Source organism: Amycolatopsis sp. NPDC051128, from assembly GCF_040682715.1.
Classification (GTDB): Bacteria; Actinomycetota; Actinomycetes; order Mycobacteriales; family Pseudonocardiaceae; genus Amycolatopsis.
On the sequence record NZ_JBFBBN010000055.1, the window covers coordinates 16,870 to 35,342 of the forward strand.

General features: G+C 69.4%; 18 protein-coding genes. 9 read left to right on the top strand and 9 right to left on the bottom strand.

All coding sequences use genetic code 11. From position 1 onward, the window contains the following. The first annotated feature begins 46 nt into the window (after positions 1-46). The 5 genes from AB0M82_RS37770 to AB0M82_RS37790 all read left to right on the top strand — a co-directional run bounded on the left by AB0M82_RS37770 (position 47) and on the right by AB0M82_RS37790 (position 4,464). Positions 47-871, top strand: a complete 825-nt coding sequence (locus AB0M82_RS37770; RefSeq protein WP_364732728.1) for a phospholipid scramblase-related protein — start codon at positions 47-49, stop codon at positions 869-871. Positions 872-975: 104 nt separating this feature from the next. After that, on the top strand, positions 976-2,019 hold the full coding sequence (locus AB0M82_RS37775) for an MBL fold metallo-hydrolase (protein ID WP_364732730.1): 1,044 nt from the start codon (positions 976-978) through the stop codon (positions 2,017-2,019). A gap of 79 nt (positions 2,020-2,098) precedes the next feature. Then, complete coding sequence (locus AB0M82_RS37780) at positions 2,099-2,500, top strand: GNAT family N-acetyltransferase (RefSeq protein WP_364732732.1); 402 nt, start codon at positions 2,099-2,101, stop codon at positions 2,498-2,500. Between the two features lie 10 nt (positions 2,501-2,510). Continuing rightward, positions 2,511-2,963, top strand: coding sequence for a GNAT family N-acetyltransferase (locus tag AB0M82_RS37785; RefSeq protein ID WP_364732735.1), 453 nt, complete (start codon positions 2,511-2,513; stop codon positions 2,961-2,963). Between the two features lie 229 nt (positions 2,964-3,192). After that, on the top strand, positions 3,193-4,464 hold the full coding sequence (locus AB0M82_RS37790; protein ID WP_364732738.1) for a DUF222 domain-containing protein: 1,272 nt from the start codon (positions 3,193-3,195) through the stop codon (positions 4,462-4,464). Positions 4,465-4,470: 6 nt separating this feature from the next. Here AB0M82_RS37790 and mnmA read toward each other — a convergent pair whose 3' ends face one another. The 7 genes from mnmA to AB0M82_RS37825 form a co-directional block, all read right to left on the bottom strand. Next, positions 4,471-5,562 (bottom strand): tRNA 2-thiouridine(34) synthase MnmA, encoded by a 1,092-nt coding sequence (gene mnmA, locus AB0M82_RS37795; RefSeq protein WP_364732741.1) that lies wholly within the window; start codon positions 5,560-5,562, stop codon positions 4,471-4,473. 4 nt (positions 5,563-5,566) lie between these two features. Beyond that, positions 5,567-6,763, bottom strand: coding sequence for a cysteine desulfurase family protein (locus AB0M82_RS37800; protein ID WP_364732744.1), 1,197 nt, complete (start codon positions 6,761-6,763; stop codon positions 5,567-5,569). 64 nt (positions 6,764-6,827) lie between these two features. Continuing rightward, a complete protein-coding gene (locus AB0M82_RS37805; RefSeq protein ID WP_364732747.1) occupies positions 6,828-8,195 on the bottom strand; it encodes an MFS transporter in 1,368 nt (455 codons plus the stop codon). A 490-nt stretch (positions 8,196-8,685) separates the two neighbouring features. Beyond that, positions 8,686-9,570, bottom strand: a complete 885-nt coding sequence (locus AB0M82_RS37810; RefSeq protein WP_364732750.1) for a lysophospholipid acyltransferase family protein — start codon at positions 9,568-9,570, stop codon at positions 8,686-8,688. Further along, the gene (locus AB0M82_RS37815) at positions 9,567-10,349 is read right to left on the bottom strand and encodes a GNAT family N-acyltransferase (protein ID WP_364732752.1); all 783 of its coding nucleotides are present in this window, start codon (positions 10,347-10,349) and stop codon (positions 9,567-9,569) included. Before AB0M82_RS37815 ends, AB0M82_RS37810 begins: the two co-directional genes overlap by 4 nt. Before the next feature lie 149 nt (positions 10,350-10,498). After that, positions 10,499-11,458 (bottom strand): electron transfer flavoprotein subunit alpha/FixB family protein, encoded by a 960-nt coding sequence (locus AB0M82_RS37820; RefSeq protein WP_364732755.1) that lies wholly within the window; start codon positions 11,456-11,458, stop codon positions 10,499-10,501. Between the two features lie 26 nt (positions 11,459-11,484). Beyond that, the gene (locus tag AB0M82_RS37825; RefSeq protein ID WP_364732758.1) at positions 11,485-12,270 is read right to left on the bottom strand and encodes an electron transfer flavoprotein subunit beta/FixA family protein; all 786 of its coding nucleotides are present in this window, start codon (positions 12,268-12,270) and stop codon (positions 11,485-11,487) included. 243 nt (positions 12,271-12,513) lie between these two features. Between AB0M82_RS37825 and AB0M82_RS37830 the strand changes: the two genes are divergently transcribed. Beyond that, positions 12,514-13,359 (top strand): DegV family protein, encoded by an 846-nt coding sequence (locus AB0M82_RS37830; protein ID WP_364732761.1) that lies wholly within the window; start codon positions 12,514-12,516, stop codon positions 13,357-13,359. Here AB0M82_RS37830 and AB0M82_RS37835 read toward each other — a convergent pair. Beyond that, positions 13,337-13,762, bottom strand: a complete 426-nt coding sequence (locus tag AB0M82_RS37835; protein WP_364732764.1) for a hypothetical protein — start codon at positions 13,760-13,762, stop codon at positions 13,337-13,339. The two genes, AB0M82_RS37830 and AB0M82_RS37835, sit on opposite strands and share 23 nt — an antisense overlap. 53 nt (positions 13,763-13,815) lie before the next feature. Between AB0M82_RS37835 and AB0M82_RS37840 the strand changes: the two genes are divergently transcribed. The 3 genes from AB0M82_RS37840 to AB0M82_RS37850 are packed head-to-tail and all read left to right on the top strand — an operon-like array spanning position 13,816 to position 16,594. After that, positions 13,816-14,589 carry a methyltransferase domain-containing protein gene (locus AB0M82_RS37840; protein ID WP_364732767.1) on the top strand — a complete coding sequence of 258 codons (774 nt, stop codon included), beginning with the start codon at positions 13,816-13,818 and terminating at the stop codon, positions 14,587-14,589. After that, positions 14,586-16,091 carry a glycoside hydrolase family 57 protein gene (locus tag AB0M82_RS37845; RefSeq protein ID WP_364732770.1) on the top strand — a complete coding sequence of 502 codons (1,506 nt, stop codon included), beginning with the start codon at positions 14,586-14,588 and terminating at the stop codon, positions 16,089-16,091. The genes AB0M82_RS37840 and AB0M82_RS37845 overlap by 4 nt, the downstream gene beginning before the upstream one ends. 14 nt (positions 16,092-16,105) lie before the next feature. Then, the gene (locus AB0M82_RS37850) at positions 16,106-16,594 is read left to right on the top strand and encodes a glutathione peroxidase (protein WP_364732773.1); all 489 of its coding nucleotides are present in this window, start codon (positions 16,106-16,108) and stop codon (positions 16,592-16,594) included. 108 nt (positions 16,595-16,702) lie between these two features. Here AB0M82_RS37850 and AB0M82_RS37855 read toward each other — a convergent pair whose 3' ends face one another. After that, positions 16,703-18,466 carry a sugar-binding domain-containing protein gene (locus tag AB0M82_RS37855; RefSeq protein ID WP_364732776.1) on the bottom strand — a complete coding sequence of 588 codons (1,764 nt, stop codon included), beginning with the start codon at positions 18,464-18,466 and terminating at the stop codon, positions 16,703-16,705. Positions 18,467-18,473 lie beyond the last annotated feature (7 nt).

Sequence of the window (18,473 nt, forward strand, 5' to 3'; positions counted from 1 at the left end):
GCTTACCGGCACCACGAGCGGGTCCACGCGGATAGGCTGCGCGGCCATGACGAGTTCGCCACCGCAACCCGGCTGGTACCCCGACGCACGGGATCCCCATCTGCACCGTTGGTGGGATGGCCAGGCTTGGACCGCCGACACCCGGCCGGCCAACCAGGCACCGCCATCGAGCGACTCAGCGCCGATCGAGCTGGACATCGAGCGTGGCCACGACCCGGCACGGATCCAGAGCCAGGTCAATCGCGCGACCGGTGGTCGAGGCGGTACGCGCAGCGGTGGCGGGACTCTGTTCACCGAGCCGGTGCTGGTGGTCAACCAACGCGCCAAGCTGATTGAGATGGCCAACGAGTTCGGCGTCTTCGACCAGCACGGCAACCAGCTCGGCGGGGTCGTCCAGGTCGGCCAGAGCACGCTCAAGAAGGCGATCCGGCTCCTGACCAACTACGACCAGTTCCTGACCCACAAGTTCGAAGTCCGCGACGCCAACCACAGCACCGTGCTCAAGGTGACCCGGCCCGCGAAGGTGTTCAAGTCACGGTTCCTCGTCACGAGGGCCGACGAGACGCCGATCGGCGAGATCGTCCAGGAGAACGTCTTCGGGAAGATCCGATTCGGCTTCGTCGTCGACGGCCACTCGGTCGGCGGGATCTTCGCCGAGAACTGGCGCGCCTGGAACTTCTCGATCCGGGACCACGCCGGCACCGAGGTCGCCCGGATAACCAAGACCTGGGGCGGGTTCCTCAAGGCTGCCTTCACGACGGCGGACAACTACGTCGTGGAGATCCCCCACCCTCTGCCGGATCCACTGGCCAGCATGGTGGTCGCCGCCGCCCTCACGATCGACACCGCCCTGAAGCAGGACACCAACTGATCGAGTGACCGGCGTCTCATCTTCTCTCGGTGGACAGCGGGCCCGGCACGGCTCAGTGTGAAGAAAGGCCGGGACGCCGCAGTCTCGCCGGGACGGAGGTCACCGTGGAACCGTTGCCGGAAAGCAGCGACAGGAACTGGACCGAGCCCGGAATCTACGAGGTCTCGGCCGGCGTCTACCGGATTCCGTTGCCATTGCCCAACGATGCTCTGCGAGCGGTCAACGTCTACGCGGTCACCGATGGCGAGAAGCTGGTCTTGGTCGACTCGGGATGGGCCTTGACCGTGGCCCGCCACCAGCTCGCGGATGCACTCGGCGGCATCGGCGCCGAACTCGCGGACGTCAGCGAGTTCCTCGTCACTCACGTCCACCGGGACCACTACTCGCAGGCTGTCGTCCTCCGCCGTGAATTCGGCTCGAAGATCGCCCTCGGCCAGGACGAAGAGCCATCGCTCAAGGTGTCGGGCAACCCCGACCGGCTGCCGATGGAAGCCCAAGTCGATCTGTTGTTCCAGGCCGGCGCCGGCGAAGTCGTCGAGGCGCTGGCCCGCGAGTTCGGCACGAACCGCCGGCACACGGAGGCCGATCTCTGGGAAGCGCCCGACGAATGGCTGACACCGGGACGACGGCCGATCCTGCCAGGACGGGCGTTCGACGTCGTCGCCACTCCAGGGCACACGGCCGGGCATGTCGTCTTTGTCGACGACTCCGCCGGTCTGCTGTTCTCCGGTGACCACGTGCTGCCGCACATCACGCCCTCGATCGGGTTCCAGCCCGTGCCGGCCGAGTTGCCGCTCAACGACTTCATCGACTCCTTGCGGCTGGTGCGCGCGATGCCCGACCGGCGCATGCTTCCCGCGCACGGTCCGGTGTCCGAAAGCGTGCATACGCGGGTCGACGAACTTTTGGAACATCACCGGCACCGCCTCGAGACGATGGGTGCCCAGATCGCGGCCGGGGCAAGTACGGCGTTCGAAGCCGCGCACCGGACAGGCTGGACGCGCCGCAACCGCAAGCTGTCCGAAATGGACTCGTTCAACCAGATGCTCGCGGTCCTGGAAACCGCAGCACATCTCGACCTGCTGGTGTCACAGGGCAAACTGACCGCCCAGGCCGCCGACGGGGTTCGGCACTACACGGTGCCCTGAGGGAGACGGCAGTCAACACCGCGGGTAGTCGTGTTGTAGCGGTTATGACCGTCGACGGGCTTCCTGCATACTGGGTGCAATGGATGTCATCAGACGTGCCAGGGCAACGGACATCGAGGCGCTCGTGCGCTTGTTCGGCGCACCGGGCGAACCGCTGGCAGCCGCGCTCCGGGAACTCATGAACACACCGCACGTCACGCTGGTGGTGGCCGAGGACGACAATGGCGTCGCCGGCACCGCCCAACTGACGATATTGCGGGGGCTCGCGTGGGAAGGCGCGACCCGTGGCCTGCTCGAAGGCATCCGCGCCGCCCGGCGCGGCGTGACGAGCGCGCTTTTGACCTGGGGCATCGACGAAGCCCGCCGGCGAGGCTGCACCCGCCTGCACCTGGATTCCGGGCTCAATCGCGCCGACCTGCGAGACTTCTACGCGCGCTTCGGGCTCGAACACACCTACCAAGGGTTCACCCGCGTCCTGTGATACTGGCGCCGTGACCGACTACACCATCCGCAGAGCGCGGCGCGGCGACGTCGGTGCGATCGTGCGCATGCTGGCGGACGATCAGCTCGGCGCCACCCGCGACGACCCTCGAGACCTCGAGCAGTACCTGCGGGCCTTCGACGAGATCGACGCGGACGCGAACCAACTCCTGATGGTCGCCGCGTCCGACGATGAGCCCGTCGGAACACTGCAATTGACGATCATTCCCGGCCTGGCCAGGCGCGGCGCGCTTCGTGGTCAAATCGAGGCCGTCCGGATCCACGTCGACCATCGAGGCTCCGGACTCGGCGCCGAGATCATGCGCTGGGCGATTGACGAGTCGAGACGGCGCGGATGCGCACTTGTGCAGCTCACGTCGGACGTCTCGAGGACAGCAGCACATCGGTTCTACGAGCGGCTCGGTTTCGAGCCGACTCATACGGGGTTCAAGCTCAAACTCTGAACGTGGAGAGCCTCGACGCCCATCGGACACCTGTTTGTCTATATAGGACATAAGATTTCCGACCCTCCTCTTGGCATCGGTGACGAATTTACCCACGCACGCGAACCATCCCGAATTAATTCCGGTCCGTCAAGTCGCGAAGAGCGCGAACGGACCGTTCACTCCCTTTTACCACCCTTTCCCGCGAACCACGATGACTTTTCTTGCGAACGCCCGTACCGTCACGCTCATGGCATCTTCACAACCGCTCCGAAAGATCACTCCTGAGACCGATCGGAACACCGACGACAAACCCTCGCTCATGCAGGGATCGATCCGCACCGACCCGCATACTTTGCAGCGCATGAAAGACGACCAGGTCATCGATCTCATCCGCGATACCGACGCCGAGATTTCCAAGCTGCAAGCCCTTCAACTACGAGCGATCGCAGACCTGAGCGTGCGCCGGAGACGTGCTCCCAGCGTGGCTTCGGAAGTGGCTTTGGCCTTGTCCATAACAGAACACCGCGCCAGCTCCATCGTTTCCGCGGCCAACGCACTGATTGCTCGTCTCCCTCGCATGCTCAACCTCATGGATGACGGTAAACTCGACCTCTATCGCGTCATGAAGATCACGGATGCGACGGCGTGGTTGTCCCCAGATCGCGTACGCGTCGTGGATGCGGCGCTCGTGGACCGGGTTCCGGGGCGGAACGCTACCCAGGTCCGCCGGGCCGCGGCCCACGCAGCCGCGAAGGCCGATCCGGAAGGAGCAGCGCTCCGCACCGAGCGAAAGCTCGTCGAGCGTCGGTTGGCCCTGCACCACCAGGACACCGGCGTGGCCCATCTGTCGGTCAACAACGCACCGACCGAGAAGGCGACCGCCGCCTTCGCCCGCATCGACCGGGCCGCTCGAGCGTTGAAGACTCCGGACGAGTCCCGCACACTGGATCAACTCCGCGCTGATGTGGCCATGGATCTGCTCCTCAGTGGCACGGGCGGTCCAAGTCCGCGCACCGAAGTGTTCCTGCACATCGATCTGGAGACCTACCTCGGCCTCAGCGAATCGCCGGCCGTTCTGGCCGGCCGCGGATCCATCGCAGCGTCGGTGGCTCGCCATATCATCGGCGGGCCCGACACGACGCTGCGACGGGTTCTCACCGACCCACAAACTGGTCAGGCGATCGAGCTTTCGCCAACGCGCTACCCGCTCAAGCGCGACGAGTTCATCCGTGTCCGGGACCAGGAATGCCGACAGCCCGGTTGTACGCGCCCCGCGCAAAGTTGCGCAGTCGAAGCGACTCGCGCCCAGGGCGAGACCGAAGGGGCGGCGGATCAGCCGATCACCTACTGCTCGCGGCACCGCAAGCTGAAGGGGCAGCCCGGCTGGGAATACGAGGTCACTCCGGACGGCACCGTGAACGTCGCGACACCGGCCGGGCAGGTGCACTCGACAACGCCACCGTCGCTACACCCCGGCCGCCGACGAGGAAACTGGTTCGGCAAGAAGCCACGGAAGTGACGGAGGTCAGCGTGTGCCCGAGATCTTCGCGCTGCCCAGGACGATATCCCCACCCTCGGCATCCGGGCGGTAGAGGACGACGACCTGGCCCGGGGCGACTCCGCGCAGCGGTTCACGCAAGTGCACAGTCATGGTGTCCGAGTCCACGTCGGCGACCGCTTCGACGATGCCTCCGTGGGCTCTCACCTGGACCACACACTCGGTCGGTTCGGTCAGCGGCCGACCACTCGGCCAGATCGCGCGATCAGCCTCGATCACCTTGACCCCGAGCCCAGCCACGGAGCCGACCTTGACAGAACCGGAGACCGGTTCCAGCGACAGGACGTACCGAGGACGGCCGTCCGGCGCCGGCGCGTCGATACCCAGCCCCTTGCGCTGCCCGACGGTGAACCCGTGCACTCCTGTGTGCTGTCCGAGTACCGCACCGGTTTCCGCATCCACGAGCTCACCAGGACGCTGCCCCAACCGGTTCTCCAAGAACTTCTTCGTGTCCCCGTCCGGAATGAAACAGATGTCGTGGCTGTCCGGCTTGTTGGCGACGGACAGACCCCGCTGCTCCGCTTCGGCTCGCACGTCGGTCTTCCAGGAGTCGCCAAGAGGGAACATGGCGTGGCTGAGCTGTTCCGCAGTGAGGGAGGCGAGCACGTAGGACTGGTCCTTGCCGCTGTCCGCACTCCGACGCAACTCGGGCACGCCGTCAACGACGGAGAGGCGCGCGTAGTGGCCAGTCGCGACCGCGTCGAATCCGAGCGCCATCGCCTTTTCGAGAAGAGCTTCGAATTTGATCTTCTCGTTGCAGGTGACGCACGGGTTCGGTGTACGCCCAGCGGCATATTCGCCCACGAAGGTCTCGACGACCTCTTCGGTGAAGCGCTCCGCAAAATCCCAGATGTAGAAGGGGATTCCGAGGATGTCGGCAGCGCGCCGAGCGTCATGCGAGTCTTCGATCGTGCAGCACCCGCGCGAGCCGGTCCGCAAGGTGCCTGGTTTGGCCGACAACGCCAAATGCACGCCGACGACGTCGTGCCCAGCGTCGACCGCGCGTGCCGCAGCGACCGCCGAGTCCACTCCTCCGCTCATCGCGGCCAATACCCGCATTGCCTTACACCTCTTGCTTCTGGGTCTGCTTGCGCATTCCGGCCAGGCCGGCCTGCCGGGCCCGCGTGACGACTCCGCCGATCTCGGCGGCCACTGCCTCGATGTCTGCGGCAGTGGATGTGTGGCCAAGGGAGAAACGGAGAGAACCACGGGCCGCCACCGGGTCTGCACCCATGGCGAGCAGCACGTGACTCGGCTGGGCGACACCCGCCGTGCAGGCGGATCCTGTCGAGCATTCGATGCCCTTGGCGTCGAGCAGCATCAACAGGCTGTCGCCGGCACATCCGGGGAACGTGAAGTGGGCATGGCCGGGCAGCCGTTCGCCTTCTCCACCGTTGAGCACGCCGTCAGGCACTTCGCGTCGGATGACCTCGATGAGGCCGTCTCGCAGCTCCTCGACCCTCTTGGCGTATTCGGCCCGGGTCGCGACGCTGGTTCGCACGGCAGCCGCAAAGCCCACGATCGCGGGGACGTCGAGGGTGCCGGAACGAACGCTGCGCTCCTGGCCTCCGCCGTGCAGCAGGGGCACGCAGGTTACGTCGCGTCCCAGCAGGAGTGCTCCCACACCGAACGGGCCGCCGAGCTTGTGTCCGGTCAGGGTGAGCGCAGCGACGCCGCTGGCGGCGAAGTCGACCGGAACGGCGCCGACGGCCTGGACCGCGTCGGTGTGGAGCGGGATGTCGAACTCGGCGCAGACCGCGGCCAGCTCCGGGATCGGATTGATCGTGCCGACCTCGTTGTTGGCCCACATCACGGTCGCCAGCGCCACAGTTTCGGGATCCGAGGCGATGGCGGCGCGGAGGACGTCAGGCGAGACGCGGCCTTGGCTGTCGACGTCCAGCAACGTGATCTCGGCGCCGCAGTGGGCTTCGAGCCACTCGACGGTGTCGAGCACCGCGTGGTGCTCCGCAGCACCGCACAAGATGCGACGGCGCCGCTCTTGCTCGTCGTGGCGGGCCCAGTAGATGCCCTTGACCGCGAGATTGTCGCTCTCGGTGCCACCGCCGGTGAAGATCACCTCGGAAGGACGGGCGCCCAGGGCGTCGGCGATGGCTTCGCGGGCTTCCTCTACCAGCCGCCGGGCCCGGCGGCCCGAAGAGTGCAGCGCGGAGGCGTTGCCCACGGTGGACAGCGCCTCGGTCATCGCCGCTATGGCTTCGGGCAACATCGGTGTGGTCGCCGCGTGGTCGAGATAGGTCATCGCCCCTTCAGGGTAGTCCGCTTCAGCGCGTGACGAAGCCCACCCTGGCCCTCGAAGTGGGCTGTCACACCTTCGACGGCCACCGTCCGGTCAGCCTGACGCCCAGCAACGCGAGTGCCACCAAGGCCACCGTGAGCAGGGCCATCGCCGGCGACGGGTCGAGAACCGAGCCCGCCACGCTCAGCAGGACGCCGCCCAAGCCGATGAGCAGCGCTGAGCCCATCCAGTCCGCGAGCTGCATCGCCGAGGTGTTGTACCCGCGTTCGCCTTCGGGCGAGTAGCGGAGCAGGAGGACGGAGATCGCGGGCATCGCGATGCCCATACCGGCGCCGCCGACGGCGCAGGCCACGAACGCCAGCCAGCCCGGGAACCAGGGCTGCGAGACCAGGCCGAAGCAGACCAACCCGGCCGCGACCAGCCAGAACCCCGTCCGCAGCGATGCCTCCCTCGACCAACTGAGGAACCGGCCCTGCGCGGCTGAGGCCGCGGACCAGCCCAAAGCCGTGATCGTCAGCGGCAGGCCGGCGAGGGCGGGGCTGTAGCCGTGGACCGCGCTCATCGTCAGCGGCAGGTACGCCTCCATCCCGGCGTACGCGCCGGCGATCAGGGCGCGGGAGGCGACGACCGTGGGGAGGCCGGGGCGGGAGGTCAGCGTCCCGACCGGCAGCAGTGTCCGGAGGGCGTAGCCGAGCGCCACGAGGCCGACCGCGCCGTAGCCGAGGGAAAGGAGCGACTGGTGCTGTGCAGCCCACGTCAACGCCGCGACGCCGAGCGCCGCGATGATCGCCTGGGGCACGCTCGCGCGGCAGCCGCCTGTGGCGGGTGCGTGCGCAGGTAAGCGGCGGATGACCACCACCAGCATGGCCGCACCGACGACCACGAGCGGGACCAGGCCGAGGAAGACCCAACGCCAGCCGATGCTGACCGTCACCACCCCGGCCACCGAGGGGCCGATCACCGCCGGCAGGACCCACGCGGCGGCGTTGGCGGCGTAGATCACCGGGCGCTCGTGGTCGGTGAACGTCAGCGCGATCAGGAGCGAGACCGAGACCAGGAGCAGTCCCGAGCCGAAGCCCTGCAGCGCGCGGCCGAGAAGGAACATCGGCATGCCGCTGGCGGTCCCCGCCACGACGAGGCCGGCCGCGAACAGGACGGGCCCCGCGAGCAGCGCCGGCGCCGGGCCGCGGCGGTCGCCGATCCGGCCCGAAAGCACCGTCGCGACCACGCTGGAAATCAGGAAGGCCGTGAACGGCCACGAATACAGCGACAGCCCGTGAAGGTCGGCTACCAAGGTCGGCATCGCCGTCGCGACACCCATGGTCTCGAACGCGACCAAGGTGACCACGAGCAGCAGCGCGATCGTGGTCAGCCGGTGTTCCGCGCTCCAAAGCACGCTTCGGCGAGGGGGTGCTGAGGCGATCGTCGAGGCCATGATCAGCAGCGTGCAACCTCCAGCCCGCTGGAGGTCAAGCCGGTTTCAGGCTGAGCGGCGCATCGCCGGTTCCAGCGGCAGGTCGGCCGCCACCCTTGGTGGCCTCGATCGGCAGGGCGTCTCGGCGGTCTTCGGCGCGCATGACGCCGAGCAGGCCCAGCCGGTACGAGGCACCTCTCCGGGCCAGGCCAACGCCACGCCCGTTCGGCACGCCCTGACCGGCACCGGCGTATCTTCACTGCCTGATCCAGGCTCCGGGGCGACCTCACCGGATGCTCAGGACCTGACCGGCCCCAAGCCAGTCTCGCCGGAACTTCAAGCCCGACCGGCACCTAGCCAGCCTCGGCGGACCTCGAGCCTGACTCTGCCGAGCGGCGAACGGGCCTGTCACCGGATCACGATGGCAGGCCCGCGCTCACGTCGACCAGAACAGGCATTCACCCCAAGCCGACCCGGACCCTGTCGCCGGATCGCGGCGACAGGGCCCGGATCACTTCGCGGGAGGCGAAGCCAGCGGGGCCTTCTGCCCGCGCGGGGTCCGGCGCCGCCGTTGCACCGGGATCCGCACCGTGCCCAGCGCGGAATGGACCGCCGCCTCGGCGAGGGCCGCCAGCTCGCGGCGGGTCTCCGCACGACCGGGGGCGATCTCCGGGCAGATGTGGACCTCCAGCACCAGGCCGCGCAGAGCCGCGACCCGGCGCAGGGACGCGATCAGCGACTCCGGGCCGATGAACGCCGGGCGGCTGGTCTCGCGGCCGTCCGCGAGGCGGTACCGCAACGCGATCGGGCGCACTGGGACGCCGCCGTCGATGGCCGCCTGGAACGTCGCCGTCGTGAAGCGGCCGGAAGCCAGGCCGCACCAGGTCGTGCCCTCCGGGGTGACGCTCACCAGCGAACCCGTCCGAAGGGCGTCGGCCAGCGACGCCATCGTGGCGGGCAGTGTCGTCAGCCGCTCGCGGTCGAGGAAGATGCTGCCGCCGCGGCGGACCAGGCCGCCGAGCACCGGCCAGCCCGCGATCTCCTGCTTGGCCAGCGCGCGCATCGGCCGCAGCGCGTTGATCGCCGCGATGTCCAGCCACGAGATGTGGTTGTTGACCACCAGCGCGCCGCGGCCGGCGGGGGCGGTCAGGAAATCGGCGCCGCCCCGGACGTCCAACCGGACGCCGAATGCCCGGAGCACACCGCGGAAGATCAGCGCGACGAAGCGCTCTCGGCGCCGCGCAACCAGCAACAAAGGTGCCGACAGCAGCGCCGCGAGGACGACGAAGATCGCCGCCGCGAAGCGCAGGACCTGGCGCGGGACGCCGACCATCGGGTCGCCGTCGGTGAGGCAGCCGTCGCCGCACGGCGAGGCCGGCATCCAGGCGTGGCTCATCCCTGGGCCCCGAGGAAGAACTTCAGGTACCGCTCGTCGACGTTGTGCAGGTCCAGCACGACGAAGAAATCCGCGACGCCGAAGTCGGCGTCGTGCGCGGGCGGCCCGTACACCTTGGCGCCGAGCCGGATGTAGCCCTTGATCAGCGGGGGCAACGTGGCCCGCGCCGGGCGCTCGACGCCTTGGTGGTCCCAGGGGATCAGCGGCGAGACGCGCGTGGCCTCGTCCGAGTAGTGCTTGGTGCGCAGGACATCCCACACGCCGGCGGCGAAGGAACCGCCGTCCACCAGCGGGACGGACGCGCAGCCGGCGAGGTAGCGGTGGCCCGAAAGCAGCATGTAGCGAGCGATCCCGGCCCAGACCAGGCTGACGACGGCGCCGCTGCGGTGGTCCGGGTGCACGCACGAACGGCCGGTTTCGACCAGCGACACCCGCAGGCCGTCGAGCGCGGTCAGGTCGAATTCGCTGTCGGCGTACAGCTTCCCGGCCTGGGCGGCGCGCTCCGGGGGCAGCATGCGGTAACAGCCGACGATGTCGCCGGTGTTGTCGTCGCGGACCACGAGGTGGTCGCAGAACTCGTCGAACTCGTCGACGTCCAGTCCGGGCCGCGGGGAGTGCAGGCGCGCGCCCATCTCCTCGGCGAAAACCCGGTGGCGCAGCTTTTGCGCGGCAACCACTTCTTCGTTCGCGTGGGCGACGAGAAGTGAATACCGGGGAGCGTCCGCGGGGCGCTCGGCACCCGCCTGATCAGTGCTGACGAGGAGCTGTGACGTCGTCATGGTCAAGGTTTACCTGCGCGGAGGAGGCCGCGGAGAGTGCCATCCGATGACCGGTCAGTGCACGTTCAGTTAATTGCCGGTTTTCCGGCCCCGAAACGCGTGAAGGGCCTTTCGGGACGTCCCGAAAGGCCCTTCACGTCGGCTGTGGATCAGCCCTTGCGCTTCTGGACCGCCTCGGTCAGCTGCGGCGCGACGTTGAACAGGTCGCCGACGATGCCGAAGTCGGCGATCTCGAAGATCGGCGCCTCCGCGTCCTTGTTGACGGCGATGATCGTCTTCGACGTCTGCATGCCGGCCCGGTGCTGGATGGCGCCGGAGATGCCGAGCGCGATGTACAGCTGCGGCGACACCGTCTTGCCGGTCTGGCCCACCTGGAACTGCGCCGGGTAGTAGCCGGAGTCGACGGCGGCACGCGAGGCGCCGACAGCCGCGCCGAGCGAGTCGGCCAGCTTCTCGACGACGTCGAACTTCTCCGCCGAGCCGACGCCGCGGCCACCGGAGACCACGATCGAGGCCTCGGTCAGCTCAGGGCGGTCACCGCCGGTCACCGGCTCGACGCCGGTGATGCGGGTGGACTTCGCCGCGTCGACCGCGGGGAGCTCGACGGTCTCCTCGGCCGCCGCGCCCTCGGCGGGCTCGGCCTCGACCGCGCCCGGGCGGATGGAGACGACCGGGGCGCCCTTGGTGGACTTCGACTTCACCGAGAACGCGCCACCGAAGATCGACTGGTCGATGACGCCGTCGCCGTTGACGCCCACGGCGTCGTAGATCAGGCCGGAGCCGAGCCGGACGGCCAGGCGGGCCGCCACCTCCTTGCCCTCACCGCTGGCGGTGACCAGGACGGCGGCCGGGGACACCTGCTGCGCCAGCGCGGCGAGCACGTCCACCTTCGGCGTGACCAGGTAGTTCGCGGCGTCGTCGCCTTCCGCGACATACACCTTGGCGGCACCGTGCGAAGCCAGCGCCTGCTTCGCCTTGGCGGCGGTGCCGGTCGGGCCGACGACGACGGCCGACGGCTCACCGAGCGCACGGGCGGCGGTCAGCAGCTCGAGCGTGACCTTCTTGACCTCACCGTCGACGTGGTCGACGAGGACGAGTACTTCAGCCATTGTTCTACTTCCTCCTCGAACCCTTGTCAGATGAGCTTCTGGCCGACCAGGTACTCGGCGACCTTCGTGCCGCCGTCGCCCTCGTCCTCGACCTTCTCGCCGGCGGTGCGCGGCGGCTTCGGCGAGGACTCGGTCACAGCGGACCAAGCGTTGGCGAGGCCGACCTCGCCCGCGTCGATGCCCAGGTCGGCGATGGTGAACTTCTCGACCGGCTTCTTCTTCGCGGCCATGATGCCCTTGAACGACGGGTAGCGCGGCTCGTTGATCTTCTCGCCGACGCTGACGACCGCGGGCAAGTTCGCCTCGAGGCGGGTGAGGCCGTCCTCGGTCTCGCGGGTGGCCTTGATCGTCGAGCCTTCGACGGTCAGCTCACGCACGTAGGTGACCTGCGGCAGGCCGAGCAGCTCGGCCAGGATCGCCGGGACGGCGCCACCGCGGCCGTCGGACGACTCGTTGCCGGCGATGACGAGGTCGAAGCCCTCGACCTTCGAGATCGCGGCGGCGAGCACCTTGGCGGTGGCGATCGCGTCAGAGCCGTGCAGCGCCTCGTCGGAGACGTGGATGGCCTTGTCGGCGCCCATGGACAGCGCCTTGCGGATGGCGTCGGTCGCGCGGTCCGGGCCCACCGAGATCACGGTGACTTCGCCCTCGCCGGCTTCCTTGATCTTCAGCGCTTCTTCGACAGCCTTCTCGTTGATCTCGTCGAGCACGGCGTCGGCGGATTCGCGGTCAAGGGTGTGGTCGGACCCGTTGAGCTTCCGCTCCGAGTAGGTGTCCGGTACCTGCTTGACCAGGACAACGATGTTCGTCATGGGTCTGCTTCGACCTCCCGGTTGTGGCCCGCGGACGCCCACGGGTCAGTGCTCTACTGGCCGGTAGATTAGGGGCATTCCGTCGCCAGGACCCGTCGAGGTGACGCCATTCACCTGGATGCGCAATCTACTGGGACGATCGTCCTGGTAGTTGACCGGTTACCCCACCCGATCTGCCGTTCGTCCGATCGGAGCAACCGTGACCTACTGCCAGTAAGTCGATCCCCGTTAATCTCCCGCACCATGCCCGCGCGCATCGCCGTCATCACCGACTCGAGCTCCTGCCTCCCCGACCTCGTCGCCGCCCGCTGGGCCATCGGAGTCGTCCAGATCCAGCTGAACCTGGGAAGCCGCTCCGACGACGAGAACCGGTTCGACCGCGGCGAGGTGATCGACGCGATGAGAGCGGGGCAGGTGATCACCACGGCGCCCCCGGACCCGGGGGCGTTCTTCTGGACCTACCAGGAAGCGGCCGCCTCCGGCGCGTCCGCCATCGTGAGCATCCACATCTCCGGCCGCATGTCCGAAACCGTCCGCGCGGCCCGGGAGGCCGCCCAGCAGGTCCGCATCCCGGTGCACGTGCTGGACAGCCGCACCACCGGGATGAGCCTCGGCTTCGCCACGGTGTCCGCGGCCCGGGCGGCGGCGGCCGGCGCGGACGCCGGGCGCGTCATCGAAGCCGCCGAGCGCCGGTGCGCCGCGAGCACCGAGTTCATCTACGTCGACACGCTGGAGTACCTGCGCCGGGGCGGGCGGATCGGCGCCGCGCAGGCGATGCTCGGCACCGCGTTCTCGATCAAACCGCTGCTCACGGTCAAGGACGGCGAGGTCGCGCCGCTGGCCCGCGTCCCCGGCACGCGGCGGGCGCTGGCCAAGATGGTCGACCTCGCGGTGAAGAAGTCCGGCGGCTTCCGCGCCGACATCGCCGTGACCCGCTTCGGCGCCGACGACCGCGAACTCGAGATCGGCAGGCAGATCGAACGCCGGGTGCCCGGGATGGCCGAGAGCATGGTCGTCGAGGCGAGCACGGTCATCGGCGCGCACCTCGGGCCGGGCGCGCTCGGCATCACGGTGTCGCCGGTGAACTGACCCGGCGCCCGGGGACCAGCAGGAGCGCGAGCGGCAGCAGCATCCCGAGCCCGGTCGTCGCGAGGATGAGCACTTGGTCGATCCGCTCGAAGTGCCCGACGTGGCCGAGGTGGTAGAAGAAGTGCGGCGCGCCGAACAGCAGTGCCGAGACGGCCGCGAGCCGCGCCACCGCTGTGGTGCCGATCACGGCGGCCCCGATCAGCAGGGCCGCGAGCGCCAGGTTGAGCCCGCCGAAGTCGCGCAGGAGGTGCTCGTTGAAAGGGCCGTCCATCGCGACCCAGCCACTTCGGAAGCCGGGAAAGTCCTGGTAGAAGCCGGTCGGTGAGATCAGCGGCCAGAGGCCGACGGGCACTTCGACGAGGCCGAAGAAGACGAGCAATATGCGCGTGATGGTCCGTTGCATGACCACGGAACGAGACGGCCGCGCCGGACGTGACACCCGCTAGGGTCGCGGAGGTGACCACCCCAGCCACCCGGGCCGAGGCGCTGCACCTGACCGGCGAACGGACCGTCCCCGGCATCGCCGAGGAGAATTACTGGTTCCGGCGCCACGAAGCCGCGTACGCCGCCCTGCTCTCCCACTGCACGGACGCGACGGTGCTCGAAGCCGGCTGCGGCGAGGGTTATGGCGCCGGGCTCCTCGCGACGACGGCCCGCCGGGTGCTCGCGCTGGACTACGACGTGCCGACCACCGAACACGTCGCCCGCCGCTACCCCGAGGTCGCCGTCGCGCGGGCGAACCTGGCGTACCTGCCGGTGCGGGACGGCGCCGTCGACGTCGTGGCGAACTTCCAGGTCATCGAGCATTTGTGGGATCAATCCGGGTTCCTCGCCGAATGCCACCGGGTGCTCAAGCCGGGTGGGCGCCTGCTGGTCACGACGCCGAACCGGCTGACCTTCACCCCGGACAGCGACACGCCGCTCAACCCGTTCCACACCCGCGAGCTGGCGCCGGGCGAGCTGGCCGGACTGCTGACCGACGCCGGTTTCGACGTCGAGTCGCTGCACGGGCTGCACCACGGCGAGGCCGTCCGCGCGCTCGACGAGCGGTACGGCGGTTCGATCATCGACGCGCAGCTCGACGTGGTCATGGGCGAGCTGCCGGGCCAGGCCGTCTGGCCGGCCGCGCTGCTCGCCGACGTCGCCGCGATCGAGGCCACCGGGTTCGAGATCCACGGCGACGACCTCGACGCCAGTCTCGATCTGATCGCCGTGGCGGTGCGCCGATGAGCGAAGGCACCTTTTGCCTCGTCGTGCACAGCCACCTGCCGTGGCTGCCGCACCACGGGAGCTGGCCGGTCGGCGAGGAATGGCTCTACCAGGCGTGGGCGCACTCCTACCTGCCGATGGTCGAGCTGCTCGAACGATTCGCCGCCGAAGGCCGCCGCGATGTGCTGACGCTGGGCGTGACGCCGGTGCTCGCCGCGCAGCTCGACGACCCGTACAGCATCCGCGCGTTCCACGACTGGCTCGGCCACTGGCAGCTGCGCGCCCAGCACGCGGCGACGCTGTGGCGCGGCGACCCGCTGCTGCGCGAGCTCGCGGCGGCCGAGCACCGGACCGCGGTGCGCGCGGCCGAAGAACTCGGCACGCGGTGGCGGCACGGGTTCTCCCCGATCCTGCGGTCGCTGGTCGACGGTTCGACGATCGAGCTGCTCGGCGGTCCGCTGGCCCACCCGTTCCAGCCGCTGCTCGACCCGCGGGTGCGCGAGTTCGCGCTGAACGCCGGTCTCGCCGACACGGCGTTGCGGCTCGGGTCGCGGCCCGAGGGGTTCTGGGCACCGGAGTGCGGTTACGCGCCTGGTATGGAAAAGGACTACGCGGCCGCCGGCGTGCGGCGGTTCATGGTCGACGGCCCGTCGCTGCGCGGTGAGACGTGGTCCGCGCGGCCGGTCGGCGGCACCGACGTCCTCGCGTTCGGCCGGGACCTCGAGGTCACCTACCGCGTGTGGTCGCCGAAGGCCGGCTACCCGGGCCATGCGGCGTACCGCGACTTTCACACGTGGGCGCACGAGGTCGGGCTCAAGGCGTCGCGCGTCACCGGGAAGACGGTCGAGCCGCCGGACAAGGCGCCATACGACCCGTCGCTCGCGGCGGACGTGCTCGGGCAGCACGTCAAGGACTTCGTCGACACCGTCGTGATGCGGCTGCGTTCACTGAAGGCGCAACACGGGCATGAAGCGCTCGTCGTCGCCGCTTACGACACGGAACTGTTCGGGCACTGGTGGCATGAAGGACCGGCCTGGCTGGAAGGCGTGCTGCGCGCGCTCCCCGAGGCCGGTGTCCGGGTGACGACGCTGAAGGGCGCGGTGGAAGCCGGCCACGTCGGCGCGCCGATCGACCTGCCCTCCTCGTCGTGGGGGTCGGGCAAGGACTGGCGCGTCTGGGACGGCGAGCAGGTCAAGGACATGGTCGACGCCAACGCGGCGTTGCAGAAACGACTGCTGGACCTCGTCGCCGGTTTGCCGGCCACGGCCCGGGACACCGTCGCCGACCAGGCCGTGGCCGAGGCGATGCTCGCGCTGGAGAGCGACTGGGCGTTCATGGTCACCAAGGATTCCGCGGCGGACTACGCGCGACGCCGCGCGGCGGTGCACACCGAGCGCTTCGACGCGCTCGCCGGGCTGCTGCGGCGCGGCGACCGCGCACGGGCCGAAGAACTCGCCGCCGCCTACCGCGCCGACGACGGACCGTTCGGGCACCTCGACGCCCGGGCGCTGAAGCACGACTGAGAGGGACTCATCGCATGGGGCTTCACGAAATTCCGGTCAAGACCCTAGACGGGCAGGACAGCTCGCTGGGCTCGCTCGCCGGCAAGGCGCTGCTGGTGGTCAACGTCGCGTCGAAGTGCGGCCTGACCCCGCAGTACTCGGGCCTGGAGCGGCTCCAGGAGCGCTTCGGCGGCCAGGGCTTCTCCGTCGTCGGATTCCCGTGCAACCAGTTCGCCGGGCAGGAACCGGGCGGCGCCGAGGAGATCCAGACGTTCTGCTCGACGACCTACGGCGTCACGTTCCCGCTGTTCGAGAAGATCGACGTCAACGGCGAGGGCCGGCACCCGCTCTACGCGGAGCTGACCAAGACGTCCGACGCCGAGGGCGCGGCGGGCGACGTCCAGTGGAACTTCGAGAAGTTCCTGGTCGGCGCGGACGGCGAGGTTCTGGCGCGGTTCCGGCCGCGCACCGAGCCCGAGGACGAGGCGGTCGTCAAGGCCATCGAGGCCGCGCTGCCTGCGTAACGCCCGGATTCCGACACCGAACGCCGGGGCGGCGCGGAGCCGTCCCGGCGCGTTGCCGAAAGCCGACCACGGCCGCCGGGCACCTTCAGGCGACCCGCGTCGCGGAAATCAGGCCGAGCCCGCCTCGATGACCGCCCGGACGCACTTCGCGACCACCGCCGCATCCACCTTGGCCACCCGACGGTCGTAGGTCAGCAGCCCGTTGACCTCGTTCTCGACGTCCGTCGTCTGGGTGTAGACCGCGCCGGACAGGCCGCGCTCCGCCACCACTCGCTCCAGAGCCGCGCTCACCTCCGCGTAGCGCTCGGTGAGCCGCTCCGGCGTCGGCGTCATTTCGTACGCGTTCGGCGGGCCGGGCCAGCGGTGGTCGTCGAGGACCAGGCCGAGGCCGCCGTACTCGCCGTCGACCACCGCCCGGCCGTCGTGGACCGACGGCGAACCCGGGCCCACGTAGGTGTGGTCGTCGTAGACGTCGCCCGCGCCGCTGTCCGGCCGGGAGAAACAGCAGTTGACGCCGCTGTTCGCGATCACCAGCCGGGTCGGATCGAGGGCCTTGACCAGCTCCGCGACCCGGGCCGTGTCGAATTCGCCCCAGCCTTCGTTGAACGGCACCCAGCCGACGATCGACGGGACCGCCCGCAGCTGGGTCACCATTTCGGTCAGCTCCGCTTCGAACCGCTCCCGCGCCCGCGGGACCGGGTCCGGCGCGATCCCGGGTGGGCCGTCGAACGACACGGTCAGCGACGGCATGTCCTGCCAGACGACCAAGCCCAGCGTGTCGGCCCAGAAGTACCAGCGGGCCGGCTCGACCTTGACGTGCTTGCGGACGAAGTTGAACCCGAACTCCTTCGTCTTTTCCAAGTCGAAGCGCAGCGCGTCGTCGGTGGGCGCGGTCGAAATGCCGTCCGGCCAGTAGCCCTGGTCGAGCGGGCCGTGCAGGAAGGTCACCCGCCCGTTGAGCGCGATCCGCGGCCGGCCGTGCTCGTCCGGGACCAGGCCGACCGTCCGCAGGCCCACGTAGCTGCCGACCTCGTCGAGGAGGTCGCCGTGCCGGTCGAGGAGCCGGACGTGCAGCGTGTAGAGGTGGGGGTCTTCGGGTGTCCAGAGGCGTGGTTCGGAAACGTCCACGCGCACCGACGTCCCGGCCGGGCCGGACGCGCGCGCGACCTCTGCGTCCGTTGCCGAAAGAACGACCACGACCTCGGCGCCCCCGGTGACCTGCGGGAATACCGTCACGCCGGTGAGGTCCGGGGTCAGCTCCAGCCGGTCGACGCGGCTCTCGGGCACCGGCTCGAGCCACACCGTTTGCCAGATTCCGGACGACGCCGTGTAGCAGATGCCGCCCGGCGCGTTGCGCTGCTTGCCGACCGGGAAGGGCTCGATGTCGGTCCGGTCCTCGGCCCGCACGGTCAGCTCCTGCGGCCCCGAGGTCCGCAGGACGTCGGTGATGTCCGCGCTGAACGCCGTGTAGCCGCCTTCGTGCGTCGCGACGAGCTGGTTGTTGACCCACACCTTCGCCGTCTGGTCGACCGCGCCGAAGTGCAGGAGGACGCGGTCGCCGCGCCAATCGTCCGGGATCTCGACCAGGCGCCGGTACCAGAGGACCTCGTCGCGTCGTCCGATTCCGGACAACGCCGATTCGGGCGGGAACGGCACCAGGATGCGCTCGGCGTACCCGGACGGCCGTGGTTCGTCCGGCGACGACGGCCAGCCCGCGTACTCCCAGACGCCGTTGAGGTTCAGCCAGCGGGGCCGGGTCAGCTGAGGTCGGGGGTACTCGGGCAGCGCGTTGCCCGGGCCGACTTCGCCGGTCCACGGGGTCGGCAGGGGCGGGTCGAGCCGGCGCCAGCCGGTGTCCTCGGGAGAAGTCATCCCGGCC